This window comes from Klebsiella sp. KPN54798, assembly GCF_021184225.1.
Classification (GTDB): Bacteria; Pseudomonadota; Gammaproteobacteria; order Enterobacterales; family Enterobacteriaceae; genus Klebsiella; species Klebsiella pneumoniae.
Genome location: NZ_CP089234.1, coordinates 3,678,569 through 3,695,393 on the forward strand (window position 1 = coordinate 3,678,569; position 16,825 = coordinate 3,695,393).

The following is a 16,825-nucleotide window of genomic DNA, read 5'->3' on the forward strand; positions in this document are numbered from 1 at the left end:
ATGGCTCTGTTTGCAACTGAAACCTGGACCATGCGCCACCGGCTGCTGCTGACCATCGGCGCCATCCTGGTGGTCTGCCAGCTGATAAGCGTCTTCTGGCTATGGCATGAGAGCAAAGAGCAGATCCAGCTGCTGGTGGCCAGCGCTATCGAAGGGCACAACAACCAGAAACATGTGGAGCATGAGGTACGGGAAGCGGTTGCCAGCCTGCTGGTGCCGAGCCTGCTGATCGTTGGCCTGGCGCTGTATATCAGCATGCTGGCGGTGCGCAAGATCACCCGCCCGCTTTCACGTCTGCAAAGCGAACTGGAGAACCGCACGCCGGACAACCTCACCCCTATCGTACTCAGCGAATCGGTGCCCGAAGTCACGGCGGTGACCACCGCCCTGAATCAGTTGGTTTCCCGCCTCAATCTGACCCTCGACCGCGAGCGGCTGTTTACCGCCGACGTGGCGCATGAGCTACGCACCCCGCTGGCCGGGCTGCGGCTGCACCTTGAGCTGCTGGCGAAAGTGCATGGCATGGGCGTCGACCCGCTGATCCAGCGTCTCGATCAGATGACCACCAGCATTTCCCAGCTGCTGCAGCTGGCGCGCGTCGGCCAGTCCTTCTCCGCCGGCAGCTACCAGCAGGTGCTGTTGCTGGATGACGTGGTAAAACCCCTGCAGGACGAACTGGAGGCTATGCTGGCGCAGCGTCAGCAGCGGCTGCTGCTGACGGATATCGAAAACGAGGCCGTCGTCTCTGGCGATGCGACGTTAATCCGCGTGATCCTGCGCAATCTGGTGGAGAATGCTCACCGCTACAGCCCTGAAGGGTCGACGATCCGCGTGTCGGTGAAAGCGGGCCTGATGCCGGTGATGGCGGTGGAAGATGAAGGGCCGGGGATCGATGAGGCGAAAAGCGGCGAACTCAGTAAAGCCTTCGTGCGCATGGACAGTCGCTACGGCGGCATTGGCCTCGGACTGAGCATCGTCACGCGCATCGCTCAGCTGCATGACGCCCAGTTTTTTTTGCATAACCGACAGCTAGGGCCAGGGGTCCGCGCGTGGGTGCTATTCCCGCAGCGCGGGGGTCAGAACGTCAGCACCCATTGATGGAAGAAGGCAACAATAATGACCAGGGCGGTGGCGACCGCCAGATATTCACGGAAGTTAATTTTTTGCATGGGCGCTATCCTCATCAGGTTGAAGATAGTGTCGCCTGGCGAGATTAAGCAAACATTAAGAAGGCCGCAACGCGGCCTTTTTTCTTCTCAAATGTTTGTTATCTGGCAAGCAGGACGATAAGAGAAGCGCGCCTTCACTATACCCCGCACGTCCACTCCGCCAGTCTGCGCCCAGAATCAGGAGGCGGCGATAAACAGCTCGCGCAGCTGATGCAGCTGGTCGCGTATTTGCGCCGCCTCCTCAAACTCGAGGTTCTGCGCGTGCTGCATCATCTGCCCTTCCAGCTCGTGGATTTTCTGCTGCAGCGCTTTTGGCGTCATATCCACAGCGCTAAGCCCGGCAGGCTCAACGACCTTCGCTTTACCGCGCCCTTTGGCTTTGGTTTTCGCCAGGCCCTGGCCCAGCTGCAGGATATCCACCACTTTCTTATTGAGCCCCTGCGGCACGATGCCGTGCTCTTCGTTGTAGCGCTGCTGTTTCTCCCGTCGACGCTCGGTCTCGCCAATGGCTTTGGCCATGGAGGGGGTGATCTTATCGCCGTAGAGGATGGCCTTGCCGTTGACGTTGCGCGCCGCGCGGCCGATAGTCTGGATCAGCGAGCGTTCAGAACGCAGGAAGCCCTCTTTATCCGCATCCAGGATCGCCACCAACGACACCTCAGGCATATCCAGCCCCTCACGCAGCAGGTTGATCCCCACCAGCACGTCAAACTCGCCAAGACGCAGGTCGCGGATGATTTCCATGCGCTCGACGGTGTCGATATCCGAGTGCAGATAGCGCACGCGCTCGCCGTGCTCCTCAAGATACTCGGTTAAGTCCTCCGCCATCCGCTTGGTGAGAGTGGTGACCAGCACGCGCTCGTTGATGGCCGTGCGCAGGCGGATCTCTGACAGCAGATCGTCGACCTGAGTCGCCACCGGGCGCACTTCGATGATTGGGTCAAGCAGACCGGTCGGCCGCACCACCTGATCCACTACCTCGCCGCCGGATTTATCCAGCTCATAGGCGCCCGGGGTCGCCGACACATAGATGGTTTGCGGCGCCAGCGCTTCGAATTCTTCAAACTTCATCGGCCGGTTATCCAGCGCCGACGGCAGGCGGAAACCGTATTCCACCAGCGTCTCTTTGCGCGCCCGGTCGCCCCGGTACATACCGCCGATCTGCGGCACCGTGACGTGGGATTCGTCAATCACCAACAGGCCATCCGCCGGCAGATAGTCGAACAGGGTCGGCGGCGGCTCGCCGGGCCCGCGCCCGGAGAGAAAGCGCGAGTAGTTTTCAATGCCCGAGCAGTAACCCAGCTCGTTCATCATTTCGAGGTCAAACTGGGTACGCTGGGTTAAGCGCTGCTCTTCCAGCAGCTTGTTGTTGGCCAGCAGCACCTTGCGCCGCTCCGCCAGCTCCAGCTTGATCTCTTCCATCGCCTGGACGATGCGCTCCCGCGGCGTCACATAGTGGGTCTTGGGATAAATGGTATAGCGCGGCACCGTCCCTTCGACGTGGCCGGTGAGCGGGTCGAACAGCGACAGACGCTCGACCTCTTCGTCAAAAAGCTCAATGCGCAGGGCGATATCGTCGGATTCCGCCGGGAAGACGTCGATCACCTCGCCGCGCACGCGAAAAGTGCCGCGCTGGAAGGCCTGATCGTTGCGGGTATACTGCAGTTCGGCCAGACGACGCAGGATCGCCCGCTGGTCAATCAGCATACCGACCGTCAGATGCAACATCATTTTCAGATACAGGTCCGGGTCGCCGAGGCCGTAGATCGCCGAGACTGACGCCACCACCACTACGTCGCGCCGCTCGAGCAGCGCTTTGGTGGCCGACAGACGCATCTGCTCAATATGTTCGTTAACCGAGGCGTCCTTCTCAATGAAGGTATCTGAGCTGGGAACGTAGGCTTCCGGCTGATAGTAATCGTAGTAGGAGACGAAATACTCGACGGCATTCTCCGGGAAAAACTCTTTCATCTCGCCGTAGAGCTGAGCCGCCAGGGTTTTGTTTGGCGCCAGCACCATCGTCGGCCGCTGCAGGTCGGCAATCACGTTGGCGATGGTAAAGGTTTTACCGGAGCCGGTAACCCCCAGTAGCGTCTGATGCGCAAGCCCATCCTCCAGCCCCTCTTCCAGGCGGCGGATGGCTTCCGGTTGGTCTCCGGAGGGGCGAAAGGCGGAATGCAGTACAAACGATTTACTCATCAATCAGAACCTGAAAAAAGAATTAGCGGCCGGTGTTTAATTCTACCCCCCGGACCGTTTTTTGCCAATAAATTACACTGGATATTTAAACAGTACGTACTTATGATAACGCCACAAAAGGGTCTTATTGGCCGGCAAGCTGGGTGCAAAACGCGCGTCAGACGGAATAATCCTCCGGCCGCCAGGGTTATCCCCAGAAAATTTTACCTTTTAACATTTGTCAAGCGGACGGGTGAAACTTTTATGGCAGCAGATGACGCTTTTCTTACACCCATTGATTTTATCTAACAAGCTGATATTTAAGACCTTTAAAGAAAAGACGCCTTTCGCGCCAATTCAGCCGCAAGCCGCGTACGCTCTAGCTTACCGCAGGTTTTCTAACTCTAATACACAAGGTTATCCACAGGAATAGTGGATAACTGTCCGCAGCCCAAGACCACCGCCGCCCGGCGCCTGTCGCCTTTTGCGGTCAACCGCGTGGCGAAAAATTTTTATCGAACTATTTTTGATAACTATCCGCTTAAAGCCGCTCGATTTTTGCTGCTTTTTGCACCACCCTTTAGCGTCGGGCACCGGAAAAGTGCAGCCCCGGCGCTGACGAGGCCCGATGGTATCGGCGTTTAGCGCTTTTTTCCGAGCGTTCTTTTTCCTGGCAAGAGTTTTGCAGCATCTTTCTGTCGCCCTGACGCCAGGATAAGGAGAAAACGTCCATGTTGAATTTACAGGCAGTAAATCACTTTTACGGCAACCAGCATTCGCTGTGGAATGTCGATCTTGTACTACGCCCGGGAGAGTGCATTGGCGTACTGGGACGCGAGGGCATGGGAAAAACCACCCTGGTTAACTGCATTGCTGGCCACCTGCCGGTGGCTAGCGGCCGGATGACCTGGCATGACATTGGCGCCCCGCCGCAGGATCTCACCCCCCTGTCCGCTCAATCGCGCAGCGCCATTGGTATCGGCTACGTGCCACAAGATAAACGCATTTTTTCCCAACTCAGCGTGGAAGAGAACCTGCACATCGCCCTGGCGGCCGGGAAACCCGGGGCTAACGCCAGCGGCGGCGAGATTTATGAGCATTTTCCCGAGCTCTATGCCCTACGGCAGCGCAAAGGCGCCTCGCTGAGCGACGACGATCAGTACCAGCTGGCGCTGGCCAGGGCGCTGATCGTCCAGCCGCGGCTGCTGATCCTTGATGAACCCTCGCGCGGCAGAGGGCCGCGCTGCCTGCAAAAGCTGGCGGATCTGCTGCTGCGGTTAAATCGCGATATCGGCCTGACGGTGCTGCTCGCCGAGCAGCACCTGCCCTTTATCCGCCGGGTGGCGGATCGCTTCTGTGTCTTGCACCGGGGCCGTAACGTCGCCGAAGGCGATATTATGGCGCTGGATGAGCCGCTGCTGGCGCAGTGGATAACGCCGGATCCAGCGCCCTGAGGTCCAGATACTGGCCGAGATCGTCGCGCTGCGCGATGTCGGCAAGCCACGGTATTTCGCCGAGGAACGGCGCGGCCAGTCGGTTTTTCAGCGTCGCCAGATATTCGGCGTGGCGCTTGCCCGGCGGCTGTACGTCATTGGCGATCCACCCCGCCAGCGGTAGTCCCGCCTGGCGTACCGCCTGAGCGGTAAGCATTGCGTGGTTGATACAGCCGAGCTTAACGCCCACCACCAGAATGACCGGCAGCTGTTCCGCCTGCGCCCAGTCGGCGAAGGTCAGGGAATCCGAGAGCGGCGTAAACCAGCCGCCGGCGCCTTCCACCAACACCCAGTCGGCGAGACCTTCCAGCTCACGCAGCCCGCTGGAGAGCCTGGCCGCGGCGATCGGCCGCCCTTCGTCGGCGCTGATGATGTGCGGGGAGGTCGGCTCGGCGAAGGTATAGGGGTTCACCTGGTCGTAACGCAACGCGACCCGACTATGACGCTGCAGCGCCAGCGCATCTTCATTACGCAGCCCATCGCCGGTAAGCTCGCTACCGGAGGCCACCGGCTTATAGCCGGCAGTGTGAAAACCCAGCAGATTAGCCGCCTGCAGCAGGGCGCTGCTGGCGATGGTTTTACCGACTTCAGTATCGGTCCCGGTGACAAAAAAACGTTTAGTCACGCTCAATGACTCCTGTAAAAAGAGAATACGTCAGCGGGCAGATGCCCTGCCGCTGCGGCCAGGCCAGCTGCAGCTCGCGCAGTTTGCCGCGGCCAAGCGGGGCGGCTGTCCGTCCCTGGTGCAAATGGGTGGCGCCGATGCCCTTCAGCGAGCGCATAGCGCTCAGCGCATCGGCGAACGGCAGGCTAATCTGATGAACCTCGCCGGTCGCGCGCAGGCCGCGAAGCGCCGCGCGCACCGCCGCTTCGCTAAGGAAACGGTTGGCATGCGGCCGGTCGTCGATGGCCTGCCACGCCTGATTGAGCTCCGGCAGCGAGTCGGCGAGCAGCGTGCTAAACGCCACTCTGCCGCCGGGACGCGCCACCCGGTACAGCTCGCCAATTGCCGCCCGTAGATCGTCGCACCACTGCACCGCCAGATTGCTCCACGCCAGATCGACGCAGGCGTCCGGCAGCGGCAGCGCCTCAATATCCCCCAGCAGATAATGCTGCGCGGCGTCGTTACGCTGCGCCTGGGCGAGCATCCCGGCGGAGAGATCCAGCGCGGTCACCACGCTGCCCGCCTCACGCCAATAGCGACTCATACTGCCGGGGCCGCAGCCGGCATCCAGCACCTGCGCAAAATCGCGGCGCGCCAGCTGGCGCAGCAATAGATCGGCGCAGCGCCGCTGCAGTTCATCATGTTGCGTATAGCCGCTGGCCGCCCGGCCAAACGCCGCGGCCACCGCCTGCTTATTCACTGTGGCCATGCAGCACCTCCAGTAAACGGTTAATGTCTTCAGCATGATGGGCGGCTGTCAGGGTCAGGCGCAAACGCGCGCTGCCGACCGGCACCGTCGGCGGACGGATCGCCGTTGCCCAGCAGCCCGCGTCGCGTAGACGGCAGGCCAGGTTCAGCGCCCGGGCGTTGTCGCCGACGATCAGCGGCTGGATCGCGCTGACGGAGTCGGTCAACCCCAGCGACACCTCGCCCATCCCCTCACGGAACTGACGGATGCGGGCGGCCAGGATGTCGCGACGCTGCTGCCCTTCATCGCTGCGAATGATCCCCAGAGCAGCCCTCAGCGCCACCGCCTGGGCGGGCGGCATCGCGGTGCTGTAGATCAGATGACGGGCAAACTGCAGCAGATAATCGGCCATTGCTTCGTCGCACAGCACCGCCGCGCCGCTGACGCCGAAGGCCTTGCCGAAGGTAACCACCAGCAGCTCAGGGCGCACCGCCTGCGCGGCGCAGCTCCCGCGTCCTTCGTCGCCGACCACGCCAACACCATGGGCGTCATCCACCAGCAACACTGCCCCTGCGGCCTGCGTCGCGGCGTGAATGGCCGCCAGCGGCGCGCTGTCGCCGTCCATGCTGAAAATGCCTTCAGTGACCGCCAACTGTTCGCCCGCCAGCGGCTTAGCCAGCAGTTGCGCGAGCTGCTGCGGATCGTTGTGGGTAAAGCGCCGCAGCTGCGCCGGGCTGAGGCTCGCCGCCTCCAGCAGAGAGGCGTGGCTCAGGCGGTCGGCGACAATCCGATCGTCTTTCTCCACCAGGGCGGCGATCAGCGCCTGATTCGCGGCAAAGCCGGAGATAAACAGCAATGCGCGCGGATAGCCCAGCCAGTCGGCGAGCGCCTCTTCCAGCGCGCGGTGGGCTTCGCTATAGCCGCTCACGTGGCCCGAGCCGCCGGCGCCGACGCCATAGCGCGTGGCCCCCTGTTGCCAGGCGGCGATAATCGCCGGATGCTGACTCAGGCCCAGATAGTCATTGCTGGAGAAGTTAAGCCAGCGCTCCCCTTCCCGCTCCAGCCAGCGCCCGGCGCCGTGCGTCACCGGCAGGCGGCGGCGAAAAGCTTCCGCCGCCCGCCGCTCGTCCAGCGCCCGATCGATTCGCTGCTGCCAGCTCATAGCGCCGCCGCGTTGTAATATTCCTCAGTGTCCGGGGTGAGTAAGGCCTGCTCCAGACGCTGCTGCTGCTCATTGTCGCCTTCCAGCACCGCCGTCTGCTGCGGGTTGATCCCCAGCTTGCGGAACAGCTGCAGGTCTTTGTCCTCTTCCGGGTTCGGCGTGGTCAGCAGCTTGCAGCCGTAGAAAATCGAGTTCGCCCCGGCCATAAAGCACATCGCCTGGGTCTGCTCGTTCATCTGCTCGCGGCCGGCGGAGAGACGCACGTAGGAGGTGGGCATCATGATGCGCGCGATGGCGATAGTGCGGATGAAATCGAAAGCGTCGACGTCGTCGTTATCCGCCAGCGGCGTGCCCTTGACCTTCACCAACATGTTGATCGGTACGCTCTCCGGCGGCGTCGGCAGATTAGCCAGTTGCAGCAGCAGTCCGGCGCGATCTTTTACGCTCTCTCCCAGCCCGACGATACCGCCGGAGCAGACTTTGATCCCAGCATCACGCACTTTGTCCAGCGTATCCAGGCGCTCCTGGTAGGTGCGGGTGGTGATGATGTTGCCGTAAAATTCCGGCGAGGTATCAAGGTTGTGGTTGTAGTAATCGAGGCCCGCTTCGGCCAGGCGCTGCGCCTGACTGTCGGTCAGGGTGCCGAGCGTCATACAGGACTCCAGCCCCAGCGCCTTCACCCCTTTCACCATCTGCTCCAGGTAAGGCATATCGCGGTCATTGGGGTTTTTCCACGCCGCGCCCATACAGAAGCGGGTGGAGCCGGCGTTTTTCGCCTGGCGCGCTGATTCCAGCACCTGCTCAACCTCCATCAGGCGCTCGGCTTCGAGGCCGGTTTTGTAGCGTGCGCTCTGCGGGCAATATTTACAATCTTCCGGGCAGGCGCCGGTTTTGATCGACAGCAGGGTGCTGACCTGCACCTGGCGCGGATCAAAGTGTTGACGATGGATTTGCTGCGCTTCGAATAGCAGATCGATCAGCGGTTTATTAAATAATTCCGTTACTTGCGACATTGTCCAGCGAGGTTGGTGAGCCATTTTCCTCTCCAAAAGGTCGTACACTTCCTATTTCACACAGCCTCTTTGTTGGCGGCACTCGCGCCTCCCAGTCATATAGTGAACTATGCTCCTGGGGATGTTCTCGCTTGCCGCCTCGATGCTGCGCGAAATATTTTGTGTACGTTTCATTGTAAGTAAGTTCAGTGTAGACTTGTAAACCTAAATGTTTTCAAAATGGTTTACAAGTCGCTTATGACACTGGACGATCTCGCTTTCGATCGGCGCCACATCTGGCACCCCTACACCTCTATGACTTCCCCCCTGCCGGTCTACCCGGTGGTGTCCGCCCACGGTTGCGAGCTGTCCCTCGCCGGCGGCGAACAGTTGGTTGACGGTATGTCTTCCTGGTGGGCGGCGATCCACGGCTACAATCACCCACGCCTCAATGCGGCGCTGAAGGGGCAAATTGACCAAATGTCGCACGTGATGTTCGGCGGGATCACCCATCCGCCGGCAGTTGCGCTATGCCGTCAGCTGGTGGCGATGACCCCGGCCTCGCTGGAGTGCGTTTTCCTCGCCGACTCCGGTTCAGTGGCGGTAGAGGTGGCGATGAAAATGGCGCTGCAGTACTGGCAGGCTAAAGGCGAACCACGTCGTCGTTTTCTGACCTTCCGCAACGGCTATCACGGGGATACCTTCGGAGCGATGTCGGTCTGCGATCCGCAGAACTCGATGCACAGCCTGTGGCAGGGCTACCTGCCGGATAACCTGTTCGCCCCCGCGCCGCAAAGCCGCTTTGACGGCGAGTGGGACGAGATGGATATGGTACCGTTTGCCCGCCTGATGGCCGCGCATCGTCACGAAATCGCCGCGGTGATCCTCGAACCTATCGTCCAGGGGGCGGGCGGCATGCGGATGTACCATCCGGAGTGGCTGAAGCGGGTGCGTAAAATGTGCGACCGGGAAGGGATACTGCTGATCGCCGATGAGATTGCCACCGGCTTTGGCCGCACCGGCAAGCTGTTCGCTTGTGAACACGCCGGGATTACCGCCGACATTCTGTGTCTGGGCAAAGCGCTGACCGGCGGCACCATGACCCTTTCCGCCGCCATCACCACCCGAACGGTTGCTGAAACCATTAGCAATGGCGAAGCCGGTTGCTTTATGCACGGCCCCACCTTTATGGGCAATCCGCTGGCCTGCGCGGTGGCCGGCGAAAGCCTGCGCCTGCTGGAGAGCGGCGAATGGCAGCCGCAGGTGGCGGCGATTGAAGCCCAGCTGCAGGCCGAGCTGGCCCCGGCGCGGGGATCCGCGCTGGTCGCAGACGTCCGCGTGCTGGGCGCTATTGGCGTGGTTGAAACCCGTCGCCCGGTCAACATGGCCGCCCTGCAGCGCTTTTTCGTCGAGCAGGGAGTCTGGATCCGTCCGTTTGGCCGGCTGATTTATCTGATGCCGCCGTACATCATCACGCCCGAGCAGCTGACCCGCCTGACCCGTGCGGTCAACCAAGCAGTGCAGGACGAAACATTTTTTAGCGAATAAATAGCGGAATTGCGTCGTCGGGAAGGCTACACTTCTTTGTTAATCAGCGCATTATCAATGAGGATGAAGCATGAAACTGATCAGTCACGATATCCAGGACGGCGGTAAGCTGCCTAATCGTCACGTCTTCAACGGCATGGGCTACGATGGCGACAATATTTCGCCGCATCTGATGTGGGATGATGTGCCCGCGGGAACCAAAAGCTTTGTGGTGACCTGCTACGATCCGGATGCGCCGACCGGCTCCGGCTGGTGGCACTGGGTGGTCGCTAACCTGCCGGCCGATACCCGCGTCCTGCCGCAAGGGGCCGGTTCCGGTCAGGCGGAGCTGCCGGAAGAGGCCGTTCAGACCCGCACCGATTTTGGTAAGGCAGGCTACGGCGGCGCGGCGCCGCCGAAGGGCGAAACCCACCGCTATATCTTCACCGTCCACGCCCTGGACGTCGAGAAAATTGAGGTGGATGCTGAGGCCAGCGGCGCGATGGTCGGCTTTAACGTCCATTTCCATTCCCTCGCCAGCGCCTCCATCACCGCCCTGTTCAGTTAATCTTCCCCGGATAGCGGCTTGCGCCTTATCCGGGGTACCCGAGGCGCCATTTGTTTTTCGGGTGGCGCTGCGCTTACCCGACCTACACTACCCCCAGGCCCATGCTAGCGCAGCGCCGCCGGGCGATTGCCGCGGGCACGGAGCCGCTTTTATGCCGGGCGGCGGCTGACGCCTTGCCCGGCCTACGGTGCTATTGCGCGGTTATTTTGCCGGGCGGCGGCTGACGCCTTACCCGGCCTACGGGGTCCAGACCCAGTATGTGAATCGCCGCCGAACATGGGGCCGCTGAAACTGCCGGTGTTGCGGCCTCAACATCGCTGAGACGTTCCCGGAAGGCCGGGGCAGCCCGCATGGATGCGGGCTGAGGGCCGTGTTTTGCAAGGACGCTGCCTCGGCCCGACCCGAAGCCTGCAGGGATAAGTCGAAGGCACCACGCAGTGGCGATGTTGCTGGCCGAAGCCCGGGGGTACAGGGGGCGGCGGCGACTGGCCGCCCCCTGTGCGCTCCCTGCGCCATGAGTAACATAACGTAGAAGACATTTCGGGAGCGCAATGTGCTCGGAATTAATACAAAACAACTGTTTTTACCGGATTAAAACCGTTACAAGCCGATAGCAGTATCTACAATACCCCCAGGCCCGCGCAAGCGCAGCGCCGCCGGGCGATTGCCGCGGGCACGGAGCCGCTTTTATGCCGGGCGGCGGCTGACGCCTTGCCCGGCCTACGGTCCGTGCCATTTGTAGCCCCGGTAAGCGCAGCGCCACCGGGGAAATTGATCTTACTGTTCAGTGGCTACCTGCAGCGCCGTTTTACGCACCCGCGCATACCACACCACCGTCAGCAGCCCGAGCCAGACCAGGCCGGCGATCAGCGCCATCCGCGTTTCGGCAAACATCCCTAATACGGCGATGACCAGCCCCATAAACAGCAGCGTCAACAGCGGCGCAACCGGCCAGAACGGAATGGGAAAGGCGATCTGGCTGCGCTCTTCGGCAGACAAACCGCGGCGCATGGCAAAATGGGATAGCAGAATCATCAGCCACACCCATACCGTGGCGAATGCCGCCAGCGAAGCAATTAGCACAAATACCTGCTCGGGGATCAGATAGTTCAATACCACCGCCGCCAGCAGCGCGCCGCCCATGACCACCACCGTCATCCAGGGCACACCGTTGCTGGCGATGCGCTGGAAGCTTTTCGGCGCCAGCCCCTCTTTCGACATGCCGTACATCATGCGTCCGGCGCCAAAAATATCGCTGTTAATCGCCGAGATGCTGGCGCTGATCACGATGATGTTAAGGATGGTCGCCGCCGCCGGGATCCCCAGACCGTCGAAAATAAGCACAAACGGACTCCCCTGTTCGCCAAAGCTGTTCCACGGGAAGATCGCCATCAGTACCGCCAGGGTGCAGACGTAGAACAGGATAATGCGCAGCGGAATGGTATTGATGGCCTGCGGGATCACCTTCTTAGGATCCTTCGCTTCCGCGGCGGTGACGCCGATAATCTCCACCCCGCCGAAGGCGAACATCACGATGCCAAGCGAGGCGATAACGCCCTGCCAGCCGTTAGGGGCAAAGCCGCCGTGGCTCCAGAGGTTTTCCAGCCCGGTGGCCGGGAAGCTGTGGCCAAAGCCAAAGAAGATGATCCCCGCCCCCGCCAGCATCATGGCGATAATCGCCACCACCTTCACCAGAGACAGCCAGAACTCCATCTCGCCAAATACCCGCACGTTGCACAGGTTCATCGCGCCGATAAAGAAGATGATGCTGAGGATCCAGATCCAGCGCGGCACATCGGGGTACCACAATCCCATATAGATGCCGAAGGCGGTGACGTCGGCCAGGGCGACGATCACCATTTCAAAGGTATAGGTCCAGCCGGTAATAAACCCGGCCAGCGGCCCGAGATACTGGCGGGCATAGCTGCCGAAGGAGCCGGAAACCGGATTGCGCACCGCCATCTCGCCCAGCGCGCGCATGACCATAAAGACCGCCGCGCCGCCGATCAGATAGGCCAGCAGCACCGCCGGGCCCGCCGCTTTGATGGCTGAGGCCGAGCCATAGAACAGCCCGGTGCCGATAGCGGAGCCGAGCGCAATAAACCGAATGTGTCGGGCATTGAGCCCGCGCAGCAGATGTGGCTTGTGTTGTTGTTGCATATACAGGTGTCCTGATTTTTTTATATGACGACAAATATGCGGTGTAGGGCGGTCGGGGGAATGACTTCCCCCGACGCGGGTACAGAGAACAACGGTGATTAATGCAGTACGGCAGGCAGCAGACGCGTCAGGTGACGGGCCGCCAGAAGCGCAATGGCGTTATCGATATCCGGGGCGAAGTAGCGATCCTGCGTATAGTGCGGCACGCGTTCGCGCAGCAAGTGACGCGCCTCTTCCAGCAGCGGACTGGTGGTCAGTCCTTCGCGCATATCCAGCCCCTGCGCCGCCGCCAGCCACTCAACGGCCAGCACCCCGCGGGTGTTCTCGGCCATCGCCCACAGGCGGCGACCGGCCGCCGGCGCCATCGAGACGTGGTCTTCCTGGTTGGCAGAGGTTGGCAGGCTGTCAACGCTATGCGGGTGCGACAGCGCTTTGTTTTCACTGGCTAAGGCCGCCGCCGTGACCTGGGCAATCATAAACCCGGAGTTGACGCCGCCATTTTTGACGAGGAACGGCGGCAGCTGCGACATATGGCTGTCCATCATCAGCGCGATGCGGCGCTCGGAGAGCGAGCCGATTTCGGCGATCGCCAGCGCGATATTATCCGCGGCCATCGCCACCGGTTCGGCATGGAAGTTACCGCCGGAGATGACGTCATTTTCGGCGGCAAAGACCAGCGGGTTATCGGAGACCGCGTTGGCTTCAGCCAGCAGCACCTCAGCCGCCTGGCGGATCTGCGTCAGGCAGGCGCCCATCACCTGCGGCTGGCAGCGCAGGGAGTACGGGTCCTGCACCTTGCTGCAGTTATGGTGCGACTGCGAGATCGCGCTATCGTCGGTCAGCAGGTGGCGATACAGCGCCGCCGCATCAATCTGCCCGCGCTGGCCGCGCACTTCATGGATGCGCGCATCAAACGGACGACGTGAGCCCAGCGCCGCTTCGGTGGTTAACGCCCCGCAGACGACCGCGGAGGCGAACAGATCCTCGGCTTCGAACAGACCGCGCAGGGCAAAAGCGGTCGAGGCCTGGGTGCCGTTGAGTAGCGCCAGCCCCTCTTTCGCCGCCAGGGTAATCGGCTCCAGCCCCACCTGACGCAGCGCTTCGGTGGCCGGCAGCCAGTCGCCGCCGCGTACCCGCGCTTTACCTTCTCCGAGCAGGGTCAGCGACATATGCGCCAGCGGCGCGAGGTCGCCGGAAGCGCCGACGGAGCCTTTGGCCGGGATCCACGGCGTCACGCCGGCATTCACCAGGCCAATCAGCGCCTGGATCACGCTCAGGCGGATCCCGGAGAAACCGCGGGACAGGCTGTTAATCTTCAGCACCATAATCAGCCGCGCCAGATCATCGTCCAGCGGCTCGCCAACGCCCGCCGCATGGGACAGCACCAGCGAACGCTGCAGGTTCTCCAGATCTTCCGTCGAGATACGGGTTTGCGCCAGCAGGCCAAAACCGGTGTTGATGCCGTAGGCGGTACGCCCTTCGGCAAGGATGGCGTTAACGCAGGCCACGCTCTCGTCAATGGCGGCAAACGCGCCGCTGTCGAGGGTAATATTTACCGGGTGGCTGTAAACGTCGCGGAGCTGCGACAGGCTGAGTTGACCCGGGATCAAAGTTAAAGATTTCATTTAGCGTTCCCCTGCGTTGCCGCCACCATCGGAAGATTCAGACCCTGTTCTGCTGCGCATTCAATGGCAATCTCATACCCCGCGTCGGCATGACGCATCACGCCGGTGGCCGGGTCGTTGTGCAGGACGCGGGCGATACGCGCCGCCGCTTCATCGGTACCATCACAGACGATAACCATCCCGGAGTGTTGCGAGAAGCCCATGCCTACCCCGCCGCCGTGGTGCAGCGACACCCAGGTCGCGCCGCTGGCGGTATTGAGCAGGGCGTTGAGCAGCGGCCAGTCGGAGACCGCATCAGAACCATCGCGCATCGCTTCGGTTTCGCGGTTCGGGCTGGCGACGGAGCCGGAGTCAAGGTGATCCCGGCCAATGACGATCGGCGCGGAGACTTCGCCGCTGCGCACCATTTCGTTAAACGCCAGACCGAGCTTTTGCCGCCACTCCAGACCGACCCAGCAGATACGCGCCGGCAGTCCCTGGAAGCTGATGCGCTCGCGCGCCATATCCAGCCAGTGGTGCAGGTGCTGATCATCTTTGATGATCTCTTTCACTTTCGCGTCGGTTTTGTAGATATCCTGCGGATCGCCGGACAGCGCTACCCAGCGGAACGGGCCGATACCGCGGCAGAACAGCGGGCGGATATAGGCCGGCACGAAGCCCGGGAAATCGAAGGCGTTGCTGACGCCCACTTCCTGCGCCATCTGGCGGATGTTGTTGCCGTAGTCGAAGGTTGGGACCCCCATCTCATGGAAGGCCAGCATCGCCTGCACGTGATCGGCCATCGAGCGTTTCGCCGCCAGAATAGTGCCCTGCGGGTCGGATTCGGCTTTCTGCTGATACTCTTCCCAGCTCCAGCCTTTCGGCAGATAGCCATGCAGCGGGTCGTGGGCGCTGGTCTGGTCGGTGACCATATCCGGGCGCACGCCGCGCTTCACCAGCTCCGGTACGATCTCCGCGGCGTTGCCGCACAGCGCGATAGAGATGGCCCGCCCTTCGGCGGTGTATTTTTTGATGCGCGCCAGGGCGTCATCCAGCGAGGTGGCTTGCTCATCCACGTAGCGGGTACGCAGACGGAAATCGATGCGGCTCTGCTGACATTCGATGTTCAGCGAGCAGGCGCCGGCCAGCGTCGCGGCCAGCGGCTGCGCGCCGCCCATGCCGCCCAGACCGGCGGTTAATACCCAGCGGCCTTTCAGGCTGCCCTGGTAGTGCTGGCGACCGGCTTCGACGAAGGTTTCGTAGGTACCCTGCACGATGCCCTGGCTGCCGATGTAGATCCAGCTGCCGGCGGTCATCTGGCCGTACATCGCCAGCCCTTTGGCATCCAGCTCGTTAAAGTGTTCCCAGGTGGCCCAGTGCGGTACCAGGTTGGAGTTGGCGATCAGCACGCGCGGTGAGTTTTCATGGGTTTTGAATACGCCCACCGGCTTCCCGGACTGCACCAGCAGGGTTTCATCGCTTTCCAGGTTCTTCAGCGCCTTCACGATAGCGTCATAGCATTCCCAGTTGCGCGCTGCGCGACCAATACCGCCATAGACCACCAGCTCGTGCGGGTTTTCGGCGACATCGGGATCAAGGTTATTCATTAACATACGCAGCGGGGCTTCGGTCAGCCAGCTCTTCGCGGTCAGCGTCGTGCCTCTTGGCGCACGGACGTCCAGCTGGCGATATTTGCTTTGCGACATCGGGGTTTCTCCTGACAATGAACGTTGTTTACGTAGATACATATACTTGTCTATACAAGCATGCGCAAGCCAGGATTTAACAGAAATGATACAATTTTGTTATATTGCGTCAGCAATCACGTTTTGCTGACGCCAGCGTGGATCAGGAGCCAAAGCGCCCCTGCAGACGATATCGGCTACCGGGGAACAGCAGGCGCGCGTGGGAGACGATGTGGGTTGTCGACCAGGTGCGGCGACGGATCAGCAGGCACGGATCGTGGGCGTGAATATGCAGCAGCGCGCACTCTTCCGCCGTGGCCTGCACCGCTTCAACAATGTGTTCACCTTCAGTTAACGGCGCGATCAGCGACAGGTAATCATGGGGCGTGGTGGCGGTGTAGTCCTGATGCAGATAGTCCGGGACCACTGCGGCATTGACGCAGCGATCTTCGATTTGCACCGGCACCTCGTTTTCGTAATGCACCATCAGCGAGTGAAAAATGCGGGTGCCTTCCGGGACGCTGAGCGCCGTCGCCTGAATATGATCCGCCCGGGTCTCCTCAAGCAGGAGTACCTCACAGCGGTGCTGATGGTGACGGGCGACAATTTCTGCGGCAATACTGCGCACCTCGAACAGCGCTGACTGCCCTTTCGGCTCGGCGACAAAGGTTCCCACCCCTTGCAACCTGACCAGCAGGCCTTCGTCCGTCAGCTCGCGCAGCGCGCGATTGATGGTCATTCGGCTGAAGCCGAACTGGGCCACCAGCTCAGCTTCCGACGGGATACGGTCATGCGGTCGCCAGACGCCGCTGTGGATCTTTTCGCTGATCGCCTGCTTCACCTTTTCATAGAAAGGCGCGGGCGCGGAACGAGGTTGTTGTGCAAACATGGCCTGGCTTTCCTTATGCGTAATAAGCGGAGCGGCGAAACGAAAA

Annotated in this window: 14 protein-coding genes; 5 read left to right on the forward strand and 9 right to left on the reverse strand. The window is 61.4% G+C overall.

Annotated features, from left to right (window positions below; genetic code table 11):
• Positions 1–1,098: a two-component system sensor histidine kinase PmrB gene (gene pmrB, locus LPQ25_RS17745; RefSeq protein WP_048333311.1), complete on the forward strand. Its 1,098-nt coding sequence runs from the start codon at positions 1–3 to the stop codon at positions 1,096–1,098.
• Between the two features lie 248 nt (positions 1,099–1,346).
• Here pmrB and uvrB read toward each other — a convergent pair whose 3' ends face one another.
• Positions 1,347–3,368 carry an excinuclease ABC subunit UvrB gene (gene uvrB, locus LPQ25_RS17750; RefSeq protein ID WP_004147678.1) on the reverse strand — a complete coding sequence of 674 codons (2,022 nt, stop codon included), beginning with the start codon at positions 3,366–3,368 and terminating at the stop codon, positions 1,347–1,349.
• Positions 3,369–3,779: 411 nt separating this feature from the next.
• On the opposite strand from uvrB, the gene LPQ25_RS17755 reads away from it, so the two are divergent.
• Both LPQ25_RS17755 and LPQ25_RS17760 read left to right on the forward strand, forming a co-directional pair.
• Positions 3,780–3,992, forward strand: coding sequence for a hypothetical protein (locus LPQ25_RS17755; RefSeq protein ID WP_002895652.1), 213 nt, complete (start codon positions 3,780–3,782; stop codon positions 3,990–3,992).
• 86 nt (positions 3,993–4,078) lie between these two features.
• On the forward strand, positions 4,079–4,801 hold the full coding sequence (locus tag LPQ25_RS17760; RefSeq protein WP_004152853.1) for an ABC transporter ATP-binding protein: 723 nt from the start codon (positions 4,079–4,081) through the stop codon (positions 4,799–4,801).
• On the opposite strand, the gene bioD is transcribed toward LPQ25_RS17760, so the two are convergent.
• Genes bioD through bioB form a run of 4 tightly spaced genes read right to left on the reverse strand, consistent with a single transcriptional unit; the run spans position 4,743 to position 8,391 of the window.
• Positions 4,743–5,465 carry a dethiobiotin synthase gene (gene bioD, locus LPQ25_RS17765; protein ID WP_002895648.1) on the reverse strand — a complete coding sequence of 241 codons (723 nt, stop codon included), beginning with the start codon at positions 5,463–5,465 and terminating at the stop codon, positions 4,743–4,745. The two genes, LPQ25_RS17760 and bioD, sit on opposite strands and share 59 nt — an antisense overlap.
• Complete coding sequence (gene bioC / locus LPQ25_RS17770; protein WP_004179091.1) at positions 5,458–6,213, reverse strand: malonyl-ACP O-methyltransferase BioC; 756 nt, start codon at positions 6,211–6,213, stop codon at positions 5,458–5,460. Before bioC ends, bioD begins: the two co-directional genes overlap by 8 nt.
• Entirely contained in the window at positions 6,197–7,354 is a 1,158-nt protein-coding gene (bioF, locus tag LPQ25_RS17775) for an 8-amino-7-oxononanoate synthase (protein ID WP_014907917.1), read from the reverse strand. The genes bioC and bioF overlap by 17 nt, the downstream gene beginning before the upstream one ends.
• Entirely contained in the window at positions 7,351–8,391 is a 1,041-nt protein-coding gene (gene bioB / locus LPQ25_RS17780; RefSeq protein ID WP_002895580.1) for a biotin synthase BioB, read from the reverse strand. The genes bioF and bioB overlap by 4 nt, the downstream gene beginning before the upstream one ends.
• Before the next feature lie 213 nt (positions 8,392–8,604).
• Between bioB and bioA the strand changes: the two genes are divergently transcribed.
• Positions 8,605–9,894, forward strand: a complete 1,290-nt coding sequence (gene bioA, locus LPQ25_RS17785) for an adenosylmethionine--8-amino-7-oxononanoate transaminase (RefSeq protein WP_004215317.1) — start codon at positions 8,605–8,607, stop codon at positions 9,892–9,894.
• Between the two features lie 70 nt (positions 9,895–9,964).
• A complete protein-coding gene (locus tag LPQ25_RS17790) occupies positions 9,965–10,441 on the forward strand; it encodes a kinase inhibitor (protein ID WP_012737679.1) in 477 nt (158 codons plus the stop codon).
• Positions 10,442–11,218: 777 nt separating this feature from the next.
• On the opposite strand, the gene LPQ25_RS17795 is transcribed toward LPQ25_RS17790, so the two are convergent.
• The 4 genes from LPQ25_RS17795 to LPQ25_RS17810 all read right to left on the reverse strand — a co-directional run bounded on the left by LPQ25_RS17795 (position 11,219) and on the right by LPQ25_RS17810 (position 16,779).
• Positions 11,219–12,601 (reverse strand): amino acid permease, encoded by a 1,383-nt coding sequence (locus tag LPQ25_RS17795; protein ID WP_012737678.1) that lies wholly within the window; start codon positions 12,599–12,601, stop codon positions 11,219–11,221.
• Positions 12,602–12,699: 98 nt separating this feature from the next.
• The gene (gene hutH / locus LPQ25_RS17800) at positions 12,700–14,226 is read right to left on the reverse strand and encodes a histidine ammonia-lyase (protein WP_012737677.1); all 1,527 of its coding nucleotides are present in this window, start codon (positions 14,224–14,226) and stop codon (positions 12,700–12,702) included.
• Positions 14,223–15,911, reverse strand: coding sequence for a urocanate hydratase (hutU, locus tag LPQ25_RS17805; RefSeq protein WP_004151699.1), 1,689 nt, complete (start codon positions 15,909–15,911; stop codon positions 14,223–14,225). Before hutU ends, hutH begins: the two co-directional genes overlap by 4 nt.
• Before the next feature lie 142 nt (positions 15,912–16,053).
• A complete protein-coding gene (locus LPQ25_RS17810; protein WP_002895358.1) occupies positions 16,054–16,779 on the reverse strand; it encodes a histidine utilization repressor in 726 nt (241 codons plus the stop codon).
• Between the last annotated feature and the right edge of the window lie 46 nt (positions 16,780–16,825).